A 21,649-nucleotide genomic window follows, 5' to 3' on the forward strand; every position below is an offset into this window, starting at 1 on the left:
AGACCGCCATGACAATGATTGCCGGACAAAAACCTGCGCTGACCTGGGCCTTACGCCTTTCTGTGGTGCTGCTCGTAGGGCTGTGGCTGTTCCCGACGCTGGGCCTCTTGGTGTCCTCCTTCCGCACCGCCGATCAGATCGCGACCAGCGGCTGGTGGCGCGCGATGTTCCCCAGTGAACAGAACCTGACCCTGCGCATTGACCCGCCCAGCGAACAGCTGCGACAGGGAGATCTCTTTGTGATTGAGGGCCGCCTCTTTGCCGAAGACACCAGCAGCGAGATTTCCGCCTGGGGCACCTCGGCGCGCGAGCCTGCCGCCTATCAGCCCGGTGAAACGGCCGAGCTGCGCCGTGGCGGCACCCTGTCGGTTGCGGCAGATGGCGCCTACCGGTTGGAAAGCACCGAGGAAATCAGCGGCAAACGCGGTCCCCGGGTGTTTGTCACCGCAACCGTGCCGCCGGAATTCACGCTGGAGAACTATGAAACAGTGCTCATCTCCGGCAATTCAACCGACAATATGGCCAAGGCATTTTTCAACACGCTGACCGTCACCATTCCGGCAACCATCATCCCGATCCTTGTTGCCGCCTTCGCGGCCTATGCGCTGGCGTGGATGGAATTTCCGGGCCGCGCCCTGCTGGTGGCGGCCATCGTTGGCCTGCTGGTGGTGCCATTGCAACTGGCGCTGATCCCGCTGCTGAAATTCCACAATGAGATCGGCATCGGCAAGGGCTACATCGGCGTCTGGATGGCCCACACCGGCTTTGGCCTGCCGCTCGCCATCTACCTCTTGCGCAACTACATGGTAGGCATCCCACGCGATATCATCGAAAATGCCCGTGTCGATGGCGCGACCGATTTCATGATCTTCACCCGCATCATCCTGCCGCTGTCCTTTCCGGCGCTGGCCTCATTTGCGATCTTCCAGTTCCTGTGGACCTGGAACGACCTTCTGGTGGCCATGGTGTTCCTGATCGACGCCACCGGGGAAACCACCGTGATGACCAAACAGATCGTTGAGCTGCTGGGCACCCGTGGCGGCAATTGGGAGATCCTCGCAACCTCCGCCTTTGTCTCGATTGCGGTGCCGCTCGGTGTCTTCTTTGCCATGCAGAAATACCTCGTCCGTGGCCTCCTTGCAGGCTCGGTCAAGTGACGTGATCCGCAGGCCGGATCACACCGGTCCTGCCTCTTACTCTACAGACTATGGAAACAGCTGATATGAACGCTCAAGCTCAACTCGACCCGGCACAGGTTCTCGCCGCTGACCCCGATTGGTGGCGCGGTGCAGTGATCTATCAGATTTACCCGCGCAGCTATCAGGACAGCAACGGCGATGGCATCGGTGACCTCAGAGGCATCACCCAGCGCCTGCCGCATATTGCTTCGCTTGGGGTGGATGCGATCTGGATCTCGCCATTCTTCACATCCCCGATGAAGGATTTCGGCTATGACGTCTCCGACTACTGCGACGTTGATCCGATGTTCGGCAGCCTGTCCGACTTTGACCAGCTGGTCGCGACGGCGCACGGCCTGGGCCTGCGGGTGATGATTGATCTTGTGCTGTCGCATACCTCTGACCAGCACCCGTGGTTCGGCGAAAGCCGCCAGAGCCGCGACAATGCCCGCGCTGACTGGTACGTCTGGGCCGACCCGCAGCCCGATGGCACGCCGCCGAACAACTGGCTGTCGATCTTTGGCGGCTCTGCCTGGCAATGGGATCCCCGGCGGGAGCAGTATTACCTGCACAACTTCCTTGTCTCGCAGCCGGATCTGAATTTTCACTGCCCCGCCGTGCAGGACGCGCTGTTGGATGTGACCCGCTTCTGGCTGGAGCGCGGCGTTGATGGCTTCCGTTTGGATACCATCAACTTCTATTTCCACGACGCTGAGCTACGGTCGAACCCGGCCCTGCCGCCAGAGCAGCGCAATGCCACCATCGCGCCCTCGGTGAACCCCTATAATCACCAGGAACATCTCTACTCAAAGAACCAGCCGGAAAACCTGGCCTTCCTTGGCCGGTTCCGCGCGCTTCTGGATGAATACCCGGCCAAGGCGGCCGTGGGCGAGGTGGGCGACGCGCAGCGCGGTCTTGAGATCATGGGCAGCTACACGGCAGGCAACAGCGGCGTTCACATGTGCTACGCCTTTGAGCTCCTGGCCAAGGATGTGCTGACCGCCTCCCGGCTGGCCGAAGTCTTTGCCGAGGTGGACCGTGTGGCCGCAAATGGCTGGGCCTGCTGGGCGTTTTCCAACCACGATGTGATCCGCCACAGCAGCCGCTGGGATCTCAGCCCGGAGGCGCAGCGCCTGTTCACCACCATGATGATGTGCCTGCGCGGCACCACCTGCATCTATCAGGGCGAGGAGCTGGGCCTGCCAGAGGCAGACATCGCCTTTGAAGATCTGCAGGACCCCTATGGCATTGAGTTCTGGCCCGAATTCAAGGGCCGCGACGGCTGCCGTACGCCAATGGTCTGGGAACCGTCAAACAGCGCAGGCGGCTTCAGCGAAGGCAAGCCATGGCTGCCCGTCTCGCCCGAGCATCTCAGCCTGAGCGTCGCCAGTCAGGAAGCCGACCCGCAGGCCATGCTGCACCACTACCGCCGCGCCATCGCCCTGCGCAAGGCACATCCGGCGCTCGCGGTGGGCACTCATGATCAGCTGCGGGCAGAGGGCAATGTCGCCTTCTTCACCCGTCAGGACCGCGACGAGGTGATCTTCTGCGCTTTCAATCTGGGGGACACCCCGGCAGAGATCACCCTGCCGGAGGGCACATGGCGCAGGCCCGACACCGACATCGCCCTGGCCGACCTGCCGCAAAGCGGCGCCCGTGTCGCGCTGGCACCGTGGCAGGCCTGCCTTGCGGTGCGGGTCTGACAGAAACGACGAGCAGGGGAGGGACCAGTAGATGGCAAACCTGAAATTGACCAATGTCGCCAAGACCTACGGGGGCGGCGTCGAGGTCCTGAGAGATATCAATCTCGATATCAAACAGGGGGAGCTGATCGTCTTTGTCGGCCCCTCCGGCTGCGGCAAATCCACCCTGCTGCGGATGATCGCGGGGCTGGAGCGGATCAGCGGCGGCACGCTGGAAATCGACGATGCGGTGATGAATGATATCCCGCCCGCCCAGCGGGGCATCGCGATGGTGTTCCAGTCCTATGCGCTCTATCCGCATATGACCGTTCGCGACAACATGGCCTTTGCGCTGAAAATCGCCAAGAAAAGCAAGCCTGAGATCGACGCCGCCATCGACCGCGCCGCCAAGATCCTGCAGCTGGAGCCTTATCTCGACCGCCTGCCCAAGGCGCTGTCGGGCGGGCAGCGCCAGCGGGTCGCCATCGGTCGCTCCATCGTGCGTGATCCGAAGGTTTATCTCTTTGACGAGCCACTCTCCAATCTGGACGCGGCCCTGCGGGTCGCCACAAGGATCGAAATCGCCCAGCTGAAAGAGGCGATGCCGGACAGCACCATGATCTATGTGACCCATGATCAGGTGGAGGCGATGACGCTGGCCAGCCGCATTGTGGTTCTGGCCGACAAAGGCATCGCACAGGTCGGCACGCCACTGGAGCTGTACCAGCGCCCGGAGAATGAATTTGTCGCCCAGTTCATCGGCTCGCCCGCAATGAACCTCATTCCCGGCACTGTGATCGCCACTGGCCCACGCACCACCGTGCGGCTCAACAGCGGCGAAGAGGTCATCGCCGATATCCCCACGACCGACGCCGATCAGGGGCTCGCGGTGAATGTCGGCGTCCGGCCCGAGGATCTGGTCGAAACCGGCACAGGCGGCGCGCTGATCGACAGCCGCGTCGATATTGTGGAGGCTCTGGGTGAGGTGACGGTGCTCTACATCGCCGCAGGCGAGGGCAAGGATCCCCTGATTGCGAAACTCCCCGGCATTCACAAGGGGTTGCGCGGCTCCTCTGTGCGGCTCTATGCCGACCCGGCCAAGCTGCATCTGTTCCACAACGGCCAGTCGCTGCTCTATCGTTGAGCGGTGCGGGCGGCAGGCGGGCTTATTTCTGCAACACGGTGCTGCGCCATTCTTCGATAAAACGCGCCCGTTTCAGCCGGTCCAGAAACACCAGCAGCCCCGGTCCCATCTGGATCGGGCGCAGCGCCGCCTCGGGGCTGGCGGCCCCGGTTGGATACCTTGGGAACGGATAGGCCGGATCGCGGCTGCTTCCCCAGGCCGCGCGCAGCAGATGGTCGATAAAGGCGCCGGCCAGATCCGGCCGCTCAGCCCCCTTCAGCACCACGGCGGTGCGCAGCATCATGTTGGTGTAATCCTGCGGATCCACGATTTCGATCCGATCCGCCAGATCATCCCGCGCGCGGGCGTAGCTGCCCAGCACGTTATAGGCAATCGCCAGATCTCCCCGCGCGACCGCCTCGATCATCTCGCCGGAACAGCAATAGAGCCGCAGGTCAAGACTGCCGAAAATCTCCATCATCCGCCAGAAACTCTCTGAGGTGCGCAGATCCTGCGTCGCAAACAGATAGCCAAGGCCGCTGGTTTCGACATCATAGGTGCCGATGCGGCCCCGGAACCGGTTGGGGTATCGCCGTAAGAACGACATCAGCGCCTGCCGGCTGCGCGGCATCTCCAGCCCCTCAAAGGCCGCCGGCGACAGCACAATCGACGCAGGCTCCTGCGAGAAGGCAAAGACATGGTCGCGCCAGTTGCCCCAGACCGGCAGCTGCGCCGTCGTGGTGGAGCGGTGCGCCAGCGTATAGCCGTCATTGGCCAGTTTGGTCTGCAAATCCAGCGCCGAGGAAACGGCCAGATCAAACGGCGCGTTCTCCTCCACGACCGCCCGCATCAGCTCGGCACTGCTGACAGCGACATAGTCCACCACCACGGTCGGTCGCGTCCGCAGGAAGCTATCGACAAGCGGCGCCAGCAGATCGGTGTCTGTGGTTGACAGAACCCGCAGCAGATCCGGTGCCGCCTCGGCTGCGGCAGGCCCAAAGCGACGGCGATCTTCGATCTCAAACGCCTGCGCTGCGATCCCCAGCTGAACAAGCGCCAGTAGCGCCAGACACAGACCCCGCACCGGGCGGCTCACGATAGCGGAAAATACAAGGATACGCATGATCCCTCCCGTCTTGGGGCCGCCGCTGGCGGGCCGGTGGTGGCGTCGCTGGGGGCAATGCTCAGCCGTCCGCCATGGGCCTCAACCACCTCGCGCGCGATGGTAAGGCCAAGACCGGAGCCGATGGTGCCTTCGGCGTTTGTGCCACGGGCAAACCGCGCGGTCAGCGCGTCGGTGTCGCCATCCGGAAACCCACCAGCCTCATCGATGATGCTCAGCCGCAGCGCCTGTCCCTCCCGGCGCAGGATCACCTGCACATCGCTTTCGCCCGGCGCATATTTGATTGCATTGTCCAAGAGGTTGCGCACCGCGTTCTGGATCAGGATCGGATCACCCGACAGGGCCGGTGTCTGCGGCAGGTCGCAATGCAGCGCGATGTCCTTCAGCTCGGCAATCGGACGAAGCCGGTTCAGAAGCTCCCGGCAGAGGGCCCCCAGATCCACCTCTTCGCGCAAGAGGCTGTCAGTGCGAAAGGTCACCATCGCATGATCCAGCAGCTGACCCGCCGCGCGCGAACTTTCGTCAATTGCGCGGATCATCTCGCGCAGCGAGGCGCGGTTTTCGTCCCGCTCAACCCGGCGCAGCGTGATCTCCGCCTGCGTGCGCACAGTGGCCAGCGGCGTGCGCACCCGGTGCGCGGCCTCGGCGATGAAATCCTCCGACCGAGACAGCGAAATCCGCAGTCGGTCGATAAACCGGTTGAGCGAGGACACCAGCGGGATCATCTCCGAGGGCACGGGCCTGCGCACCGGGCGCAGATCCTTGGGCCCGCGCCGCGACACCGCCCCGGCAAGTTCGGCCAGCGGCCGCACACTGGATTGCGCCGCCCAGATCGCGAGGACTGCGGCAATGACAAAGAAACCGACCCCCAGCTGCAAGGCGCGGCGTGTCAGCTGCGCCAGCTGCGCCGATTGCCCCTCGCGGGTCTGCGCCACCGAAATAATCAGGTCGGATGCCTGCCCGCCCAGCGAAACCCGCCGCGCCAGCGTCACCATCCGAATGCTGTCGCCCTTGTAGCTCAGCGTTTGAAACCGGGGCGCCCCCTGTCGCGGCAACGGGTCGGGTCGGGGCAGGTCGTCGTAACCGGTCAGCACCAGCTGATCCTGCGCGACGCGATAAAATACCCGGTCATTGCTGACGTTGCCCAGCATCGACAGCGCCGCATAGGGGATATCCACTGTCACATCGCCCGAGCGGACCGAAACGGAATCCATGATCGAGGTAGCCGAGGCCTGTAGAATGCTGTCATGGGTCTGCTGCGACACATCGCGGGTGAAGACCAGCACGATAAAGAACAAGAGCGACGCCAGAAAGGCCGCACTCCCCACCAGTTGCAGCGTCAGACGCCGCCGGATCGACCCACTGGTGCGGATGGCCTCGCTCATGCAAGCGACATCCGGTAGCCAAGGCCGCGTACCGTGGTGATCTCCACCTCAGATCCGGCCAGATGCTTGCGCAGCCGCGCCACATAGACCTCGATCGCATTTTCCGAAACGTCCTCCTCATAGGAGAACAACCGGTCCACCAGTTTCGACTTGGAAAAGATACGGTCCGGCGCGTTGATGAAAATCTCCAGCAGCCGCAGCTCCTTGTTGCGCAGCGATACGGTTCTGCCGCCCACCGTCAGGGTTCCGGCAAGCGGATCAAAGATCAGCGCACCGAATCGTTTCTGGTTGGAACTGCCGCCACCATGGCGCCGCAGCACCGCCCGGCAGCGCGCCTCCAGCTCGGAAAAATCAAAGGGTTTGGTGATGTAGTCATCCGCCCCCAGATCCAGCACACCAACCCTGTCCGACACCTCGGAACGTGCCGTCAGCACAATCACCGGCGTTGTGCCCTGACGGTTGCGATGGGATTTCAAGAAGCTGCGGCCATCCCCGTCTGGCAACATAATATCCAGTAAAATCAAATCGTAATCCGCGGTCGCCGCATAGTCATCCGCCACCGCCAGATCCGGGGCATGGTCCACCACATGGCCATCCATCCGCAGCCGGTCCTCGACGGCGGCCGCAAGGCTCAGATTGTCTTCAACCAGCAAGAAGCGCATGGGAGTCCATTCATCCAGGTGGCCGGGCAGGTGGCGGCTGCATCGGGTGTGACAGGTTTGTGTCAGCTTAACGTGTTCCCTTCCAGTCATGAGCGGCCAAGCCGCCATTTGTCAAATGGGAGGACAAACAGATGAAAACGACTTTGACCCGGCGCGCCCTGATGGCGGTGACCGCTGCGACACTGGCCTTTGCGGCGCCGGTTTCCGCAGATGAGATGGTGGACAGCATCCACTTTCTGATCCCCGGCGGCGCAGGCGGCGGCTGGGACGGCACCGCGCGCGGCACCGGTGAGGCGCTGACCAAGGCGGGGCTTGTGGGCAATGCCTCCTACGAGAACATGTCCGGCGGCGGCGGTGGCAAGGCGATCGGCTATCTGATCGAAAACGCCGAGAGCAACCACGGCACCCTGATGGTGAACTCCACCCCGATTGTGATCCGCTCGCTGACCGGTGTCTTCCCGCATAACTTCCGTGACCTCACCATGGTCGCAGGCACCATTGGCGATTACGCGGCCATCGTGGTGGGCAAGGACAGCCCGATCAACTCCATGTCCGATCTGATCGCCGCCTATCAGGCCGATCCGCGCAAGACCGCCATCGGCGGTGGCTCGGTACCCGGTGGCATGGACCATCTGGTTGCCGCAATGGTGATGAAGGCCGCAGGCGAAGAGCCGACGGCGGTGAAATACATCCCCTATGATGCAGGCGGGGTTGCCATGGCGGCGCTGCTGTCCGGTGAAATCGCAGCACTCTCCACCGGTTTCTCCGAGGCGATTGATCTGGCCAACGCAGGCGAGGTGAAAATCATCGGCGTCACCGCCGAGGACCGCGTGCCGGCCTATGCAGACGCCCCCACGATGAAAGAACAGGGGATCGACGCAACCTTCGTCAACTGGCGCGGTTTCTTTGGCGCCCCCGGCCTTCCGCAGGAAAAGGTCGACGCCTATCGCGCGGCCCTGGCCAAGATGTATGACACCCCCGAATGGGAAGAGGTCCGCGCCCGCAACGGGTGGGTCAACATCCACAACAGCGGCGATGATTTCGTCAGCTTCCTGGAAGGTCAGGAAGAAGTTATCAAGAGCCTGATGCAGGAACTCGGCTTCCTCTAAGTCTGGCAGAGCAGACAGGCGTCCGGTCCGAGAGGTGTCGGGCGCCCGCCTCTGACGACAGAAACCGGCGGCGCAGATCTTCGGGAGGAGCCGCGCTGCCTCTCAGGTTTCATTCTGAACATATCTCACCAAAGGGGGGGAGAGCCTCATGGCGCTCGACCGATGGATCGCGCTGGTCATCCTCATGATCAGCATCGCCTATGGCTACACGGCCTTTTTCACCATGGACGAAGGGCTGCCGCCGTTCATGAAATTCAATGCCATCTGGCCCAGCACCTTCCCCAAGGGGTTGTCGGTTCTGGCGGTGATCTGTGCTTTGATCATCCTGCTGTCGCCGCAGAAATCCGATGCAGGCCCAAAGACGGGTGACATCGACTACCGCCGCCTGCTGGATTACAAGCTGGGGCAGGCCGTTGCACTGCTGGCGATGATGGTGATCTATGCACTGGCGCTGCGCCCGGTTGGGTTCCTGATCGCAACCGTCGGCTTTCTGGTGATCAGCGCCATGATCCTGGGCGAACGCAAACTGCATATCCTGATCCCCATCGCCGTCCTTGCGGCAGGCGTGGTCTGGTATCTCGTGCAGGGGGTGCTGGGCATCTACCTGCGCCCGCTGCCGCTCTTCCTTGGCAATGGAGTCTGATATGCTGGACGGTATTCTGATCGGCCTCGGCACCGCCTTTTCCCTCAGCAACCTGCTGATGGTCATCGGTGGCTGCCTCATCGGCACCTTCATCGGCATGTTGCCGGGTCTCGGCCCGATGAGCATCATTTCCATCATGATCCCGGTGGCGATTTCCATCGGCGATCCTTCGGCGGCGCTGATCCTGCTGGCCGGGGTCTATTATGGCGCCATCTTTGGCGGCTCCACCTCGTCAATCCTGATCAACGCGCCGGGTGTGGCCTCGACAGTGGCAACGTCCTTCGATGGTTACCCGCTGGCGCGGCAGGGCAAGGCCGGCAAGGCGCTGACCGTGGCCGCGATCTCCTCCTTCTGCGGCGGCACCATTGGTGCCGTCCTGCTGATGATTTTCGCGCCTGCACTGGCCAGCGTCGCGCTGCTGTTCCACTCCGCCGAATACTTCGCCTTGATGGTGGTGGGGCTGTCGGCCATCGCCGCCTTTGCGGGGACCGGCCAGGTGGTGAAGGCGCTGCTGATGACCGTGCTTGGCCTGATCATGGCCACTGTGGGCGAGGGCGCGCTGTTCAACATGCCCCGCTTTACCATGGGCATCATGGATCTTCAGTCGGGCTTCGGTTTCATCACGCTGGCGATGGCGATGTTCGCCCTGCCGGAGGCGCTTTATCTGGTGCTTGATCCCAGCCGCTCTGCCAGCGAAGGCGGCAGCAGCGAGATCAAGGATCTGCGCATCACCAGAGCGGAGGCCAAGTCCATCGCGCCGGTGATTGGCCGTCAGTCGATCCAGGGCTTTCTGATCGGCGTCCTGCCGGGGGCCGGAGCCACCATCGCTTCCTTCCTGGGCTACGCGGTGGAGCGCAATATCGCGCCTAAGGACGAACAGAAAGAGTTCGGCAAAGGCTCGATCAAAGGCCTCGCCGCGCCCGAAAGCGCCAATAACGCGGCCTGCACCGGCTCCTTTGTGCCACTGCTGACGCTGGGCATTCCTGGCTCCGGCACCACTGCGATCCTTCTGGGGGCGCTGATTGCGCTCAATGTTTCGCCCGGTCCGCGCCTGATGGTGGATGAGCCGGAGATCTTCTGGGCCGTGATCATCTCGATGTATGTCGGCAATCTGGTCCTGCTGATCCTCAATCTTCCGCTGATCCCCTATATCGCCAAGGTGCTGGCGGTCCCGCGCAACTACCTGATCCCCTTCATCTTCTTCTTTACGCTGATGGGGGCCTATATCGGGCAGAACAATGCGACAGAGTTGCTGATCCTTGTGGGTCTGGGGATCTGTGCCACGGTGCTGCGCTTTGCCGACTATCCGCTTGCGCCCTTGCTGATCGGCTTCATCCTGGGGTCGATGCTGGAGGATAATTTCTCCCGCTCGATGCAGCTCTATGATGGGCTGGGCTTCCTGATGGAACGCCCGATGACCATCGGCCTGCTGGGGCTGGCAGCCATTCTGGTGATCCTGCCCAGCTACCGCGCCCGCCGCGCGCGGCTGCGTCAGGCCGGGGTGGCGGACGGCGACTGACCGGCACCATGGAAACAGACCATCGGGGGCGCTGCGGCGCCCCTGTTTGTTTGCCCCCTCAGCCCAGGATCAGCAGCCACAGCCAGACTGTCAGGATACAGCTGCCGGTCGCAATCAGCACCGAGGAGGCCGCCACCCGTTTCGCGCGCCCATACATATTGGCAAAGATATAGGCGTTGAACCCCGGCGCCATGGCCGCGTTCAGCACGCCGGAGCGGAACAGATCCGGCTGCACCTTCAGCGCCGTGCCCATGCTCCAGACAATTGCCGGATGCACCATCAATGAGATCGCGCAGACAAAGCCAATGGCGCGCAGATCGCCCTCTGGCCGGTATTGCACCAGCACACCCCCCAGTGCAAACAGCGCCGCAGGCAGGGCGGCGCGAATGACCAGCGACAGCGCCTCATCCACCGCCTGCGGGATCCACAGGCCCGAGAGATTGACGACAAACCCCAGGGCGATGCCCAGGATCAGCACATTCTTGAACATCGCGCTCAGCACGGCCTTCACGGTCTTGCTGCTGCCAGCGCCCCGGCTGCGCACGATCTCCATCACCGTGATCCCCAGCCCGTAGCAAAACGGCGAGTGAAAGGCGATGATCGCATAGTTGCCGGTCAGATTGTCGGCACCATAGGCCCGTTCCGTGATCGGCAGCCCCAGCAGGACCGAATTGGAGAACAGGCAGCAAAACCCGATCGCCACGCAATCTTCCCAGTCGCGTTTGAAAATCAGCCGCGCGCCCGCCATGCCCAGACAGAAACAGGCCGCGGCGCCGGTGTAGAAACTGATCAGCAGGCGCGGATCGAAACTCGCCGACAGATCCAGCGTCGCAATGGCGCGGAACAACAGGCAGGGGATGGCAAAGCTCTGGGTGAATTTCATCAGCCCATCGACATGACTGGCCTGAAAATACCCCCGCCGGGTGGCGATATACCCCGCACCGATGACCAGAAATACCGGCAGGATGACATCAATCAGGCTCTGAAACATGACGTGCCTTCCTATCGGCGGGAGAGGGGTCTGCCCACCGGCGGACGCGGATCAGATCGGGTATTCGATCACCATCCCGTCATAGGCCGGGTCGATGTGATCGGGGGTCTCTGCGGCGACCTCGGCATAATCGAGATCAATGTGCATATTGGTCAGCACCGCGCGTTTTGGGGCCATCCGGTCGATCCACTCCAGCGCCTCGTCCAGCGACAGATGGGTGGGATGTGGCTTGCGGCGCAGCGCATCCAGAATCCAGCAGTCCAGATCCTGCAATTCCACCAGCGCGCTGTCGGGGATCTTGGCAACATCCGGCAGATAGGCCAGATCGCCAATGCGGAACCCCAGCGCATCCATGGAGCCGTGGTTGACCTCAAACGGGCGCAGGGTGATATCGCCACCGGGGCCGGAGATGGTCAGCGGTCCATCAATGCTGCGCAGGTCCAGAATGGGCGGGTAGGGAGAGCCTTCGGGCTGCACAAAGGCATAGCCGAACCGCGACAGCAGCGCGTTCTGCGTTTCGCCATCGGCATAGACCGGAATGCGGTCGCGCATGTTGAAGACGATCATGCGCAGATCGTCGATGCCATGCACATGGTCGGCATGGGAATGGGTGTAGACCACCCCGTCCAGCCGCCCGATACCACTGTCCAGCAACTGGCTGCGCATATCCGGGGAGGTGTCGATCAGCACCGTTGTGGTGCCCTCCGGCCCCTCACGCTCCACCAGCAGCGAACAGCGCCGCCGGGTGTTGCGCGGATTGGTCGGGTCGCAGGCGCCCCAATGCCCGCCAAGACGCGGCACCCCACCGGAGGAGCCGCAGCCCAGAATGGTAAAGCGCAGCACGCCCATCAGGCGGCAGCCTCATATTGGGCGACTTTCCAGAACAGCCGGTCGAAATTTGCCTGCGTCTGCGCGGCAAAATCGGCGTAATCCACACCAAACACCTCGGCACCCACGCGGGCGGTATGGGCGGTATAGGCCGGCTCATTGCGTTTGCCGCGATAGGGGGGCGGCGCCAGATAGGGCGCGTCGGTTTCCACCAGAATACGCTCCAAGGGGGCGGCGGCAAAAATATCGCGCAGCTCCTGGCTCTTGGGGAAGGCGGCGATGCCCGACATCGACAGGTAGAACCCCAGATCCAGCGCCGCCCGTGCCAGTTCGGGCGAGGAGGAGAAACAGTGCATGACGCAGCTATAGGCGCCCTTGGCCATCTCATCGCGCAGGATCATCGCCATATCATCATCCGCCGCGCGGGCGTGGATGATCAGCGGCAGGCCGGTTTCCCGCGCTGCCGTGATATGGGTCCTGAGCGAGGTCTTCTGCACCTCCGCACTCTCAGCGGTATAGTGATAGTCCAGCCCGGTCTCGCCGATGCCGACAAACTTGGGATGCTGGGCCAGCGTCACCAGCTCATCAACCGACACCAGCGGCTCATCCGCGGCGCTCATCGGGTGGGTGCCGGCGGCATAGAACACCGGCGCATGCGCTTCGGCGATGGCGCGCACGGTGGGTTCATTGCGCAGCTTGGTGCAGATAGTGACCATCCGGGTGACACCGGCCTCTGCCGCGCGCGTGATCAGCGCGTCCAGCTCGCCCTCGAAATCGGGGAAATCCAGATGGCAATGGCTGTCCGTGATGGACGGGGGCATGGGGGAAAGGCTCTCGGTCATCTGTGCTCTCTGTCGCGTCCTGCGGGGCGGTCCGGTCGCCCGGATCAGCGCGCCGCAGTGTCCTGCATCTTGAAAACCGTATCTAGAACAAGTGCTGCGGGGTCAAGGTTCACCGCCTGACCGTGGCGCATCCGGGCTGTCACCTGCGCTGCCAGATCCGCCCAGGCCCGCGCCTTCTGCGGTGTTGGTGAAAGCCGCGACAGCACCGCGGCCTCCTGCGGGGCGGCCTCCGGCTGCGGCGCCATTCCGGTGGCCCCGGTGTGCGCCAGCCGCGCTAGCGCGGTGTCGATCAGCGTCAGCAGCAGCTCGAATTTGTCGGCCGCACCGCGCGCTGCGGCCTGTTCCGCCAGCGCCATGGCGCGCTGCCGATCCAGCCGGGGCATACTGTCCAGCAGCCGCACCACATCGCTATAGGCCGGTAGGCCGCCAAGGTTCAGCAGCCGCAGCGCCGCCCCGACAGAGCCATTGGCCAATGCGGCCAGATGATCGGCCTGACCGGGCAGCTCGGCCCCCGCCTGATTGAGCGCGGCCAGCATATCCTCAGGCCCCAGCGGCGAGAGCCGCAGCAGGCGACAGCGCGACCGGATCGTCGGCAACAGCCGCGAGGGCTGATGCGACACCAGCAAGAGCGTCGTGCGGGCAGGCGGCTCCTCCAGCATCTTCAGCAGCGCGTTGGCGGCGCTGGTGTTCATCTCGTCGGCGGCATCGACAATCACCACCCGGCGCCCGCCGTCAGTTGCCGACAGGCCAAAGAACTTGTTCAGCGCGCGGATGTCATCGACAACGATCTGATCGCGCAGCTTTCCCTTGTCGTTGATGCTGCGGGTGATCGAGGCCAGCCCCGGCTCCGCCAGCGCCTGAATACGATGCTTCACCGGGTGGTCCGCGCCAATCTCCAGCGAGGTGGCAGGCGGCGGCGCGCCAAACAGACCGGCATCCTCCGCCGGGGGCTGCGCCAGCAGAAAGGCCGCGATCCGCCAGGCCAGCGTCGCCTTGCCCACACCCTGCGGTCCGGTCACGAGCCAGCCGTGATGCAGCCGGTCCGAATTGAAGGCGGTCAGGAAATCCTGCTCTGCCTGATCCTGTCCGAACAGTTGAACCGTCTCGCGCGGGTGCGGCGCGCCGACTGTCTGATCCGCGCGCAGGGGGGCGTCATCCTTGCTCATCTCGCCGCGCCATTCTCTGCGGCGGCTGAGGTCACGCCGGGCAGCGACGGGGTGACGGTCGCCAGCACATCCTCGGCCACCAGCTCAATCGGGCGGTCCCCGTCAATGACGCGAAACCGGTCGGCAAACTCCTCCGCCAGCGCCAGAAACCCTGCGCGCATCTGCTGTTGCAGATTCAGACCGAAATCCTCAAACCGCTCCTCGCTGCCCTGACGCCCCTTGGCGCGGGCCAGCCCCTTGGCCGGGTCCATGTCGATCAGCACGGTTAGATCCGGTTCCTGCCCGATCATCAGCGCGTGCAGCTGGTCGACGCTGGCGCGCAGATCGCCGCGCGACAGCCCCTGATACATCCGGGTGCTATCGGCAAAGCGGTCGCAGACCACGACCTTGCCTGCCGCCAGCGCAGGCAGGATCCGCCGTTCCATATGGTCGCGCCGTGCCGCCGTGAACAACAGCAGCTCGGTCTCCGCAGACCAGCGGTCAGGATCCCCCTCCAGCACCAGACGGCGGATTTCCTCGGCACCATCGGAGCCTCCCGGCTCACGGGTCAGCACCACCTCATGGCCACGCGCCTCCAGCGCCTCGGCCAGCAGCCGGCATTGTGTCGATTTGCCGGACCCGTCGATGCCCTCAAAGGTCACGAACAGGCCGGGGTAAGCAGAGGCACCGCCGGAGCCAGCGGCAGGTTTGGTTGCTGTCACTGGCTGACCTCGGGACCGCTGAGGAAGCGTTTCACCAGCACCTGGGCTGCGGTTTTCACCCGCACCGGAAAGCCGCCGGTCGGAATGTCCTTCTCCGCCACCAGCGGCAGGCGCACCTCGGGCAGCTCATCCGGTTGCAGCACCAGCTCGGCCAGTTTCTGGCCCTTTTCGATGGGGGCATCAATCGGCCCGGTATAGACCACCTCGCCGGTGATTTCGCGGCCCGCAAGCGCAGGCAACAACACATTCAGATCCTCGGCAGGCACCAGCCCTACGGTTGTCTCTGCCCCGCGCCAGACCTCGGCTTCTGCGACCGGAACACCCGCTTTAGCCACCGTTTTTTTGGCAAATTGGCGAAACGACCAGTTAACGATGGCCTCGGCCTCCTCTGCGCGGGCGGTGGTGCTGTCCAGACCGGTGATCACAAAAATCACCCGTCGGTCACCCTGTGCCGCGGAGCCCACCAGCCCATACCCCGCCTCGGATGTGTGACCGGTCTTCAGACCATCCGCGCCAATGCCAAGACCCAGCAGCGGGTTGCGGTTGCGCACATTGGAGGGCGCGCGGCCATCAAATTCAAACTCCCGCTCGGCAAACAGCGGATAATACTGGGGGAAATCCTCGATCAGCTTTTCCGCCAGAATCGCCAGATCCTGCACCGACATACGGTGCCCGGCGGCGGGCCAGCCGTTGGAATTGGCAAAGGTGGAATTCTCCATCCCCATTTCCTGCGCCCGCTTGGTCATGTAGCGGGCAAACCCCGCCTCGGTGCCATCCGGGCTCAGCGCTTCGGCCAGCACCACACAGGCATCATTGCCTGACAGCACGATGATCCCGCGCAACAGATCCTCGACCCGAACCCGGTCCTGGGTGTTGAGGAACATGGTCGAGCCCTTGTAGCTCATCGCGTGTTCACTGACCGGCAGCCGCTCATCCAGCGTCAGGCGGCCATCGCGGATCGCCTCAAACGCCACATAGAGCGTCATCAGCTTCGACATCGACGCAGGCGGCAGCGCCAGATCGGCGTTCTTGGCCAGCAGCACCGTGTCGGTTTCCTGATCCAGCACATAGGCGGCGCGGGCGCGGGTATCAAAAGCCGCCGCCGACAGCGCCGAGAGGCTGACCAGAAGGCCAGCCGCACAGGTCAGTTTCAAGGCAGAGCGAAACGGGGAGGGAAGAAAGGTCATGACAGGGTCGTCTTTCCGATTGGTCAGGTCAGGCAGCGCCGCACAGGCAGGGTCAATTGGTGACCGCATAGGCATCGGAGAAGCCGACGTCCTTTACGCTCTTCAGCAGCTGACTGCGTTCTGATTTCGATTGAGCCGGACCCACAAGCACCCTCCAGAACGGCTTGCCGTTGCTGGATTGGGCCAGGACAGAGGGCACAAGTCCGGCGTTGCGCATCTGATCGGCGGTGCGTTTGGCATTGGCCTCAACGCTGAAGATGCCGATCTGGATATAGGGTTTGCTCAGCGATGAGCTGGCCGCCGCCACCTTGGCTGTCGCAGCGGGTGCTGCGCTCACGGCGGCGGGCGCCGGGGCAATGGCGGTGGGGGCTGCGGCATCAATCGCAGCGGCTGCATCGGCAATCGGATCAAGCGGCTGGATGTCGATGTCAGCGGCATCGCTGATTGCGATATCCGCGTCATCCAGCAGCTCCGGCGCAGGTTGATCCGGGTCGGCCACAGCTTCGCGGCGCAGGGCGGTCACATTCAGCTCAACCGGCGCGCCCGCCAGCATGCCAAGCGCCTCGGCGGCATCTGAGGAGACCTGCAACCGGGGGCCGGGGATCTCCCGCTCGCGCCGGAACAGCGCTCCGATCACAAATTTGCCATTGGCCTGATTGCGGATGATCACCTGTTCGGGATCCTCGGCATCCGGATGCGCCACCCAGACCCCGCCCAGCGACGGGCGACCATCCCAGAGACCCGCTTCGGTCACCTGGAACACTTCCGGCGCCTCGACCTCGCGTTCCACCAGCCGGGTGCTGCTTGAGGGCGTGACGGCGCCCGTGTCCTGCGCCTTTGGTTTCAGAAAGGCCAGCCCGGGGCCATCCTCGCAGGCACCAAGGATCATAAGCCCGGCCAATGCCGCAGCCAGCCGCGCCCCTCGACGCGGCGCACCGAGGCGTCGCGCGCTGTGTTTCCGTGTCGACATAGCGTGAACCATGTGTGCTTCCTTGCCTGTATCTGACGGCGTTCTGCGCCCGGTCTTGTGCTCAGCCATATGACCAGTCACCCACCCCGAGCCGGTTGCTCCGGCGTCAGCTGTTCCTGTACCGGTTGTTCCGGCGCCCTTATGCTGGGCGCAGCATAGCCGTCAGGCAATCGCATGGAAACCCTGCCGCCGCCCGCTCGGCAAGATTTCGAAGATCGCGGATCCGCCCGCCCTCCACATCCCCGCAGGGGGCCAACAGCGGCTGAGCACGGCGCTGCAGAAATGCCGCCCGCTGCAATTCCCTCTTGCCAGAACGGCAACCAGCGCCTAAACCCGGCGCCGACCGGGGAGGTGGCAGAGTGGTCGAATGCGGCGGTCTTGAAAACCGTTGAACGTGAGAGCGTTCCCAGGGTTCGAATCCCTGTCTCCCCGCCACTCCAGCTGCCCTAAGCTCAAGCGCATGGCCACAGTCATCGCCGAGCGCGAGACCGGACATCTGCGCAGCTGTTGTCAGCTGCGCCGCAGCAGGTAGATATCCATGATCCAGCCGTGATCCGCACGCGCCTTGGCACGGGTCTCGATGATCTGATCGGTGACCTCGGCCAGCGGACCCGAGATCGAAAGCTCATTCGCCATGCCGGCATAGGCCGTCCACCAGATGTCGATGCCATCAGCCTCAAGAGACTGAAACGAACAGGCGCCATCCAGCATCACAACCACGGTATCCGCAGTGGCAGGCCAGCCGGCATCGCGCAGCTGTCGTCCGGTGGTGATGGTGAAGGGGCCGTTGATCGTATTGATCGGGATCGCATGGGCCGCCGTCAGCGCCTGAATGGAGGTGATGCCGGGAATGACGCGCAGGGCAATCTCGGCCCGTGTTTTCAGCCGGTCCGCAATCCGCATCGTACTGTCATAGAGCGACGGATCCCCCCAGACCAGAAACCCGACCGCGCCGCCCTCGGGCAGGTGGCTGGTGATGGTCTGCCACCAGATTTCGGCAATGGCGTCATGCCAGTCATCCACCCGTTGGCGGTAATCCTGTGTCGCCTCATCGCGCACCGGCAGGTCGAATTCCACGATACGGGGGCCATCGCCCTGCTGTCCGCGACTGCGGATCGCCTCGGCGCAGATCGCCTGTCGCAGTCCCGCCAGATCATCTTTGCCGGCCCCTTTGTTGGGGATCAGGATCAGATCCTGCGCGTTCAGTGCCTCAATGGCCTGCAGGGTCAAATGCTGCGGGTTGCCGGTGCCGATACCGATCAGGGTGAGGTCAATCATTGCGGGGCCTTTCAGACGAAAACACGGCCCCGAAGGCGGGGCCGTGCCGGTTCACTCATGTGCCAAGGATCAGGCGTTGTTGTAAAGACGCGGCGTGACCAGCGCGCTGCCATTGAGGCCACGCGTCGCCTTTGCCGCCGCCAGAACGGCCAGATCGGCAATCGGCTCGATCAGGATGACCAGCATATAGGCGCCGCCAAAGCTCAGCACCGAGGTCACGGTCGCGCTGCCAAATCCCTGACCGTAGAAGGCCCAGAACGCCACCCAGGCAACCACGCCGCCCTGATAGGCGGTGCTCAATGCCAGCGCCTGGCTGTATTTCAGGTCGATATAGGCGGTGCCCGGCGCGATGATGCGGCTGGCCAGCGCTTGCAGTGCAAACAGTGGCACCAAGAGCGTGGTCAGGTTGATGAAGTACATCGGCAGATCAAACGGCGCAAAGAACACGCCCTGGATCAGCAGACCCATCGCCAGACCAAAGGCCGCAGGCGCGGACCCGAGGATCAGAAACAGGGTCGAGCCGAGAATGAAATGCACCTCGGACACGCCAACGGGGAAATGCGGCAGCACCTCAAAGAACACCAGCACACCCACGGTCGCGATCATCGCGCGCATCGCGTAGGAGGCGATATTGGTCCTTTTCAGATCCACAAAGGTCTCTTTTGCAGCATAGGTCGCGGCACCGGCTGCGGTGGCATAGGACAAGCCAATTTTGGTGGCATCAACGATGCCCGGTTCGATATGCATATCTGTCTCCTCTCCGTCTCACCCGACGGGTTGATTATGTGGTATGGCCGGTCTCCTGACTCGCGGGTCGCTGCTTGCTTTCCCCCTTCCCAGCCAGTTGGCCAGTGGGTGTTGGAAAGCTGCTCGCCGCTCACAGTCGCGGGGGCGGTTGAGGCTTCGGTGCCGCAATTGGGTCCACCGTTCCTCATTCCCGTTTCAGTCCTGACGCTTCGCGCCGTTGGACACCATATGGCGCCTATGTGGCCCCTGCGCCCCGACTCGGTCAAGTTTGAATCCGGCCCCGGAGAAGGCGATTGCGACGCGCCCTTGGGTCAGCTGCGGCGAACACGCGAAAATGGAAATGCCCCACCCGCGAAACACGGGCAGGGTGTGGTGCGCTCAGAGCGGGATGACCTCTGGTCCGGGCGTAGGGACCGCGCGGTGACGGCGGGTCAGTGGTCGTCCTTGGCCTTCACGGCGGCATGGGCCGGATCCGCAGGCTGATCGGCAAGCGGGCCATAGAGGATCAGCACCGGCGCGGTGGTCTCCATCGCACGCAGCACCTCCGGCAGCTCGCCCACCGTGTGGCAATGCAGCTCCTGCTCCGGCGTCGAGACCCCCAGTGCAATCAGCGCATGGGTCTGCGGGGGCAGCCCCGCCTCCAGCAGCTTTTCCGCCAGCGCCGCAAAGGTCCGCTTGCCCATATAGACCACGGTGGTCGCATCCGGGTCCGCCAGCGCGGCGAGGTTCAGCTGATCGGGCAGGCCACCGGTCACGTCATGGCCGGTGATGAATTGCAGTCGCCGCGCCGTCAGCCGCCGGGTCAGCGGGATATTCGCCGCCGCCGCCGCTGCCGAGGCCGCGGTAACTCCGGGCACGATCTCGAACCCGATACCCGCCTGCCGCAGCGCGGTGATTTCTTCCTCCAGCCGACCAAAGACACCGGAATCGCCCGATTTCAGCCGCACCACATGCAGCCCACTTTGGGCATAATCCACCAGAAGCTGGCTCACATGGTCCTGCTTGGGGGAGGGACGTCCGGCCCGTTTGCCCACGCCCACCAGATCCGCGTCGGCGCGGGCATGGGTCAGGATCGGCCCCGAGGACAGGTCGTCAAACAGCACCGCATCCGCAGCCTCCAGCCGCTTTACAGCCTTCACGGTCAAGAGCTCCGGGTCGCCCGGACCGGAGGAGACAAAGGAGACAAACCCGCTCATGCGCGCTCTCCCGTGATCAGGTGAAAGAACGTGCCGGTAACATGGCCCTTGATCGAGCCGGTCTCTGGCACCGGGCCGCCGTCGGCATCCATGACATTGGCCAGCGGCGCGTCAGGTTCTTCCAGAATGGTCGAATAATGGAACTCATGGCCGCGCAGTGCTGTGCCTGCGTCAAATCCGGGCATCGCCGCCTGAAGCACCGCACGGCGGTAGCCAAGGTGGAACTTGCGCTTCTCGTAGGAGGTCACGAGGCCCAAGAGGCCCAGCATCCGGTGGCGGTTGCCCTCCTTGTCGATCAGCGCCTCACCCAGGGCCATGTAGCCGCCGCATTCGCCGTGCACCGGTTTGGTCTCGGCGTGCTTGCGGACACCGGCGCGGAAGGTCTCCGCCGCCGCCAGCGTGCCGCCGTGCAATTCCGGGTAGCCGCCGGGCAGCCAGACCAGATCGGCATCTGCCGCGGGGGCCTCATCCGCCAGCGGCGAGAACGGCAGGATCTCTGCCCCCGCCGCGCGCCAGCCTTCCAGCAGGTGCGGATAGGTGAAGGAAAACGCCGCATCACGCGCCAGCGCAATCCGCTGGGCAGGTGGCTTGGGCAGGCGCGCCGGGGCGGGGGCAGGCCCCGCCAGCGCTGCCGCCTTGATCGCGTCGAGGTCGACATTCTCGCGCAGGAACGCCGCATAGCCCGCGATGGCGGCTTCCAGATCGGGATGCTCCACCGCCTGGATCAGACCCAGATGCCGCTCCGGCAAAGCCAGATCGCCGCGCCGGGGCAGGGAGCCGAGCACCTTGATGCCCGCCTTCTCCATCCCCAGCCGGGTCAGCCGCTCATGGCGCGGGCTGGCAACACGATTGAGGATCACCCCGGCAAAGGGCACTTCGGTGTCATAATTCTTGAACCCCAGCGCCGTGGCCGCCGCCGATTGCGCCTGTCCGCCCACGTCTACCACCAGCACCACCGGCCAGCCCATCCGCTTGGCGGTCTCGGCGGAGGAGCCAAAGCCCGACTGCCCGCGCGTCGCCACACCGTCATAAAGGCCCATGGAGCCTTCTCCGACGCAGATCTCCGCCCCCGCAGATTGCGCTGTGACTGCATCCAGCAGGCCGCCGTCCATCGCCCAGGTATCGAGGTTGAAACTGGGCCGTTTCGCCGCCGCCAGGTGAAAGGCCGGGTCGATATAATCCGGCCCGCTCTTGTAGGGCTGCACCACCAGCCCGTCTTCGGCCAGCGCCCTGAGCAGGCCCAGCATCACGGTGGTCTTGCCGGTGCCCGAGGAGGGCGCCGAGATCATCAGTCCGGGAGGGTTCATATTTGTCATGGC

20 protein-coding genes, 1 tRNA gene and 1 riboswitch are annotated in these 21,649 nt (G+C 63.9%); of the genes, 7 read left to right on the top strand and 14 right to left on the bottom strand.

All coding sequences use genetic code 11. The annotated features are described in order from the left end of the window. Positions 1–8: 8 nt before the first annotated feature. From VWY34_RS08215 to VWY34_RS08225, 3 genes are all read left to right on the top strand, one after another. Entirely contained in the window at positions 9–1,157 is a 1,149-nt protein-coding gene (locus VWY34_RS08215) for a carbohydrate ABC transporter permease (RefSeq protein ID WP_416539266.1), read from the top strand. Positions 1,158–1,222: 65 nt separating this feature from the next. Further along, a complete protein-coding gene (locus VWY34_RS08220; protein ID WP_416539267.1) occupies positions 1,223–2,881 on the top strand; it encodes an alpha-amylase family glycosyl hydrolase in 1,659 nt (552 codons plus the stop codon). Between the two features lie 31 nt (positions 2,882–2,912). Next, positions 2,913–4,004, top strand: a complete 1,092-nt coding sequence (locus tag VWY34_RS08225) for an ABC transporter ATP-binding protein (RefSeq protein WP_340544861.1) — start codon at positions 2,913–2,915, stop codon at positions 4,002–4,004. 22 nt (positions 4,005–4,026) lie between these two features. Here the strand turns inward: VWY34_RS08225 and VWY34_RS08230 are convergent, their stop codons facing one another. From VWY34_RS08230 to VWY34_RS08240, 3 genes are read right to left on the bottom strand one after another with little or no spacing between them, the layout of a single operon-like run. Then, positions 4,027–5,106: an ABC transporter substrate-binding protein gene (locus tag VWY34_RS08230; RefSeq protein ID WP_416544053.1), complete on the bottom strand. Its 1,080-nt coding sequence runs from the start codon at positions 5,104–5,106 to the stop codon at positions 4,027–4,029. Beyond that, a complete protein-coding gene (locus tag VWY34_RS08235; protein WP_416534755.1) occupies positions 5,076–6,491 on the bottom strand; it encodes a sensor histidine kinase N-terminal domain-containing protein in 1,416 nt (471 codons plus the stop codon). The genes VWY34_RS08230 and VWY34_RS08235 overlap by 31 nt, the downstream gene beginning before the upstream one ends. Beyond that, a complete protein-coding gene (locus tag VWY34_RS08240; protein WP_260090142.1) occupies positions 6,488–7,153 on the bottom strand; it encodes a response regulator transcription factor in 666 nt (221 codons plus the stop codon). The genes VWY34_RS08235 and VWY34_RS08240 overlap by 4 nt, the downstream gene beginning before the upstream one ends. 131 nt (positions 7,154–7,284) lie before the next feature. On the opposite strand from VWY34_RS08240, the gene VWY34_RS08245 reads away from it, so the two are divergent. The 3 genes from VWY34_RS08245 to VWY34_RS08255 all read left to right on the top strand — a co-directional run bounded on the left by VWY34_RS08245 (position 7,285) and on the right by VWY34_RS08255 (position 10,424). Beyond that, positions 7,285–8,262, top strand: coding sequence for a Bug family tripartite tricarboxylate transporter substrate binding protein (locus VWY34_RS08245; RefSeq protein ID WP_260090143.1), 978 nt, complete (start codon positions 7,285–7,287; stop codon positions 8,260–8,262). A 148-nt stretch (positions 8,263–8,410) separates the two neighbouring features. Further along, positions 8,411–8,905: a tripartite tricarboxylate transporter TctB family protein gene (locus VWY34_RS08250; RefSeq protein WP_416544054.1), complete on the top strand. Its 495-nt coding sequence runs from the start codon at positions 8,411–8,413 to the stop codon at positions 8,903–8,905. A gap of 1 nt (position 8,906) precedes the next feature. After that, entirely contained in the window at positions 8,907–10,424 is a 1,518-nt protein-coding gene (locus VWY34_RS08255) for a tripartite tricarboxylate transporter permease (RefSeq protein ID WP_340544868.1), read from the top strand. Between the two features lie 58 nt (positions 10,425–10,482). Here VWY34_RS08255 and VWY34_RS08260 read toward each other — a convergent pair whose 3' ends face one another. From VWY34_RS08260 to VWY34_RS08290, 7 genes are read right to left on the bottom strand one after another with little or no spacing between them, the layout of a single operon-like run. Continuing rightward, the gene (locus VWY34_RS08260) at positions 10,483–11,415 is read right to left on the bottom strand and encodes an AEC family transporter (protein ID WP_340544869.1); all 933 of its coding nucleotides are present in this window, start codon (positions 11,413–11,415) and stop codon (positions 10,483–10,485) included. Positions 11,416–11,466: 51 nt separating this feature from the next. Continuing rightward, complete coding sequence (locus VWY34_RS08265; RefSeq protein WP_340544870.1) at positions 11,467–12,264, bottom strand: MBL fold metallo-hydrolase; 798 nt, start codon at positions 12,262–12,264, stop codon at positions 11,467–11,469. Beyond that, positions 12,264–13,085, bottom strand: a complete 822-nt coding sequence (locus tag VWY34_RS08270) for a TatD family hydrolase (protein WP_340544871.1) — start codon at positions 13,083–13,085, stop codon at positions 12,264–12,266. Before VWY34_RS08270 ends, VWY34_RS08265 begins: the two co-directional genes overlap by 1 nt. A 44-nt stretch (positions 13,086–13,129) precedes the next feature. Next, complete coding sequence (locus tag VWY34_RS08275; RefSeq protein ID WP_416544055.1) at positions 13,130–14,251, bottom strand: DNA polymerase III subunit delta'; 1,122 nt, start codon at positions 14,249–14,251, stop codon at positions 13,130–13,132. Beyond that, positions 14,248–14,952: a dTMP kinase gene (gene tmk / locus VWY34_RS08280; protein ID WP_416544056.1), complete on the bottom strand. Its 705-nt coding sequence runs from the start codon at positions 14,950–14,952 to the stop codon at positions 14,248–14,250. Before tmk ends, VWY34_RS08275 begins: the two co-directional genes overlap by 4 nt. Further along, entirely contained in the window at positions 14,949–16,139 is a 1,191-nt protein-coding gene (locus VWY34_RS08285; RefSeq protein WP_340544874.1) for a D-alanyl-D-alanine carboxypeptidase family protein, read from the bottom strand. Before VWY34_RS08285 ends, tmk begins: the two co-directional genes overlap by 4 nt. Before the next feature lie 52 nt (positions 16,140–16,191). Continuing rightward, the gene (locus VWY34_RS08290) at positions 16,192–17,121 is read right to left on the bottom strand and encodes an SPOR domain-containing protein (RefSeq protein WP_416539276.1); all 930 of its coding nucleotides are present in this window, start codon (positions 17,119–17,121) and stop codon (positions 16,192–16,194) included. Between the two features lie 333 nt (positions 17,122–17,454). Between VWY34_RS08290 and VWY34_RS08295 the strand changes: the two genes are divergently transcribed. Further along, a tRNA-Ser gene (locus VWY34_RS08295) sits at positions 17,455–17,544 on the top strand. 75 nt (positions 17,545–17,619) lie between these two features. Here VWY34_RS08295 and cobF read toward each other — a convergent pair. From cobF to VWY34_RS08315, 4 genes are all read right to left on the bottom strand, one after another. Continuing rightward, a complete protein-coding gene (cobF, locus tag VWY34_RS08300; protein ID WP_416544057.1) occupies positions 17,620–18,387 on the bottom strand; it encodes a precorrin-6A synthase (deacetylating) in 768 nt (255 codons plus the stop codon). A 69-nt stretch (positions 18,388–18,456) separates the two neighbouring features. Further along, on the bottom strand, positions 18,457–19,134 hold the full coding sequence (locus VWY34_RS08305; protein ID WP_416534760.1) for an energy-coupling factor ABC transporter permease: 678 nt from the start codon (positions 19,132–19,134) through the stop codon (positions 18,457–18,459). Positions 19,135–19,161: 27 nt separating this feature from the next. After that, positions 19,162–19,378, bottom strand: a riboswitch (cobalamin riboswitch). Positions 19,379–19,565: 187 nt separating this feature from the next. Then, positions 19,566–20,330, bottom strand: a complete 765-nt coding sequence (gene cobA, locus VWY34_RS08310) for a uroporphyrinogen-III C-methyltransferase (RefSeq protein WP_416540507.1) — start codon at positions 20,328–20,330, stop codon at positions 19,566–19,568. Further along, positions 20,327–21,646, bottom strand: coding sequence for a cobyrinate a,c-diamide synthase (locus tag VWY34_RS08315; RefSeq protein WP_416544058.1), 1,320 nt, complete (start codon positions 21,644–21,646; stop codon positions 20,327–20,329). The genes cobA and VWY34_RS08315 overlap by 4 nt, the downstream gene beginning before the upstream one ends. Positions 21,647–21,649 lie beyond the last annotated feature (3 nt).

It is taken from the genome of Phaeobacter sp. JH20_02, from assembly GCF_048056915.1.
Classification (GTDB): domain Bacteria; phylum Pseudomonadota; class Alphaproteobacteria; order Rhodobacterales; family Rhodobacteraceae; genus Phaeobacter; species Phaeobacter bryozoorum.

Excerpts from the sequence above, each read along its gene's own strand:
- VWY34_RS08315 (WP_416544058.1), bottom strand. The coding sequence starts at position 21,646 with ATGACAAATATGAACCCTCCCGGACTGATGATCTCGGCGCCCTCCTCG.
- VWY34_RS08275 (WP_416544055.1), bottom strand. The coding sequence starts at position 14,251 with ATGAGCAAGGATGACGCCCCCCTGCGCGCGGATCAGACAGTCGGCGCG.
- VWY34_RS08225 (WP_340544861.1), top strand. The coding sequence starts at position 2,913 with ATGGCAAACCTGAAATTGACCAATGTCGCCAAGACCTACGGGGGCGGC.
- VWY34_RS08240 (WP_260090142.1), bottom strand. The coding sequence starts at position 7,153 with ATGCGCTTCTTGCTGGTTGAAGACAATCTGAGCCTTGCGGCCGCCGTC.
- cobA (WP_416540507.1), bottom strand. The coding sequence starts at position 20,330 with ATGAGCGGGTTTGTCTCCTTTGTCTCCTCCGGTCCGGGCGACCCGGAG.
- VWY34_RS08285 (WP_340544874.1), bottom strand. The coding sequence starts at position 16,139 with ATGACCTTTCTTCCCTCCCCGTTTCGCTCTGCCTTGAAACTGACCTGT.
- VWY34_RS08245 (WP_260090143.1), top strand. The coding sequence starts at position 7,285 with ATGAAAACGACTTTGACCCGGCGCGCCCTGATGGCGGTGACCGCTGCG.
- VWY34_RS08260 (WP_340544869.1), bottom strand. The coding sequence starts at position 11,415 with ATGTTTCAGAGCCTGATTGATGTCATCCTGCCGGTATTTCTGGTCATC.
- VWY34_RS08215 (WP_416539266.1), top strand. The coding sequence starts at position 9 with ATGACAATGATTGCCGGACAAAAACCTGCGCTGACCTGGGCCTTACGC.
- VWY34_RS08270 (WP_340544871.1), bottom strand. The coding sequence starts at position 13,085 with ATGACCGAGAGCCTTTCCCCCATGCCCCCGTCCATCACGGACAGCCAT.
- VWY34_RS08255 (WP_340544868.1), top strand. The coding sequence starts at position 8,907 with ATGCTGGACGGTATTCTGATCGGCCTCGGCACCGCCTTTTCCCTCAGC.
- VWY34_RS08250 (WP_416544054.1), top strand. The coding sequence starts at position 8,411 with ATGGCGCTCGACCGATGGATCGCGCTGGTCATCCTCATGATCAGCATC.
- VWY34_RS08265 (WP_340544870.1), bottom strand. The coding sequence starts at position 12,264 with ATGGGCGTGCTGCGCTTTACCATTCTGGGCTGCGGCTCCTCCGGTGGG.
- VWY34_RS08235 (WP_416534755.1), bottom strand. The coding sequence starts at position 6,491 with ATGAGCGAGGCCATCCGCACCAGTGGGTCGATCCGGCGGCGTCTGACG.
- VWY34_RS08305 (WP_416534760.1), bottom strand. The coding sequence starts at position 19,134 with ATGCATATCGAACCGGGCATCGTTGATGCCACCAAAATTGGCTTGTCC.
- cobF (WP_416544057.1), bottom strand. The coding sequence starts at position 18,387 with ATGATTGACCTCACCCTGATCGGTATCGGCACCGGCAACCCGCAGCAT.
- VWY34_RS08290 (WP_416539276.1), bottom strand. The coding sequence starts at position 17,121 with ATGGTTCACGCTATGTCGACACGGAAACACAGCGCGCGACGCCTCGGT.
- VWY34_RS08230 (WP_416544053.1), bottom strand. The coding sequence starts at position 5,106 with ATGCGTATCCTTGTATTTTCCGCTATCGTGAGCCGCCCGGTGCGGGGT.
- VWY34_RS08220 (WP_416539267.1), top strand. The coding sequence starts at position 1,223 with ATGAACGCTCAAGCTCAACTCGACCCGGCACAGGTTCTCGCCGCTGAC.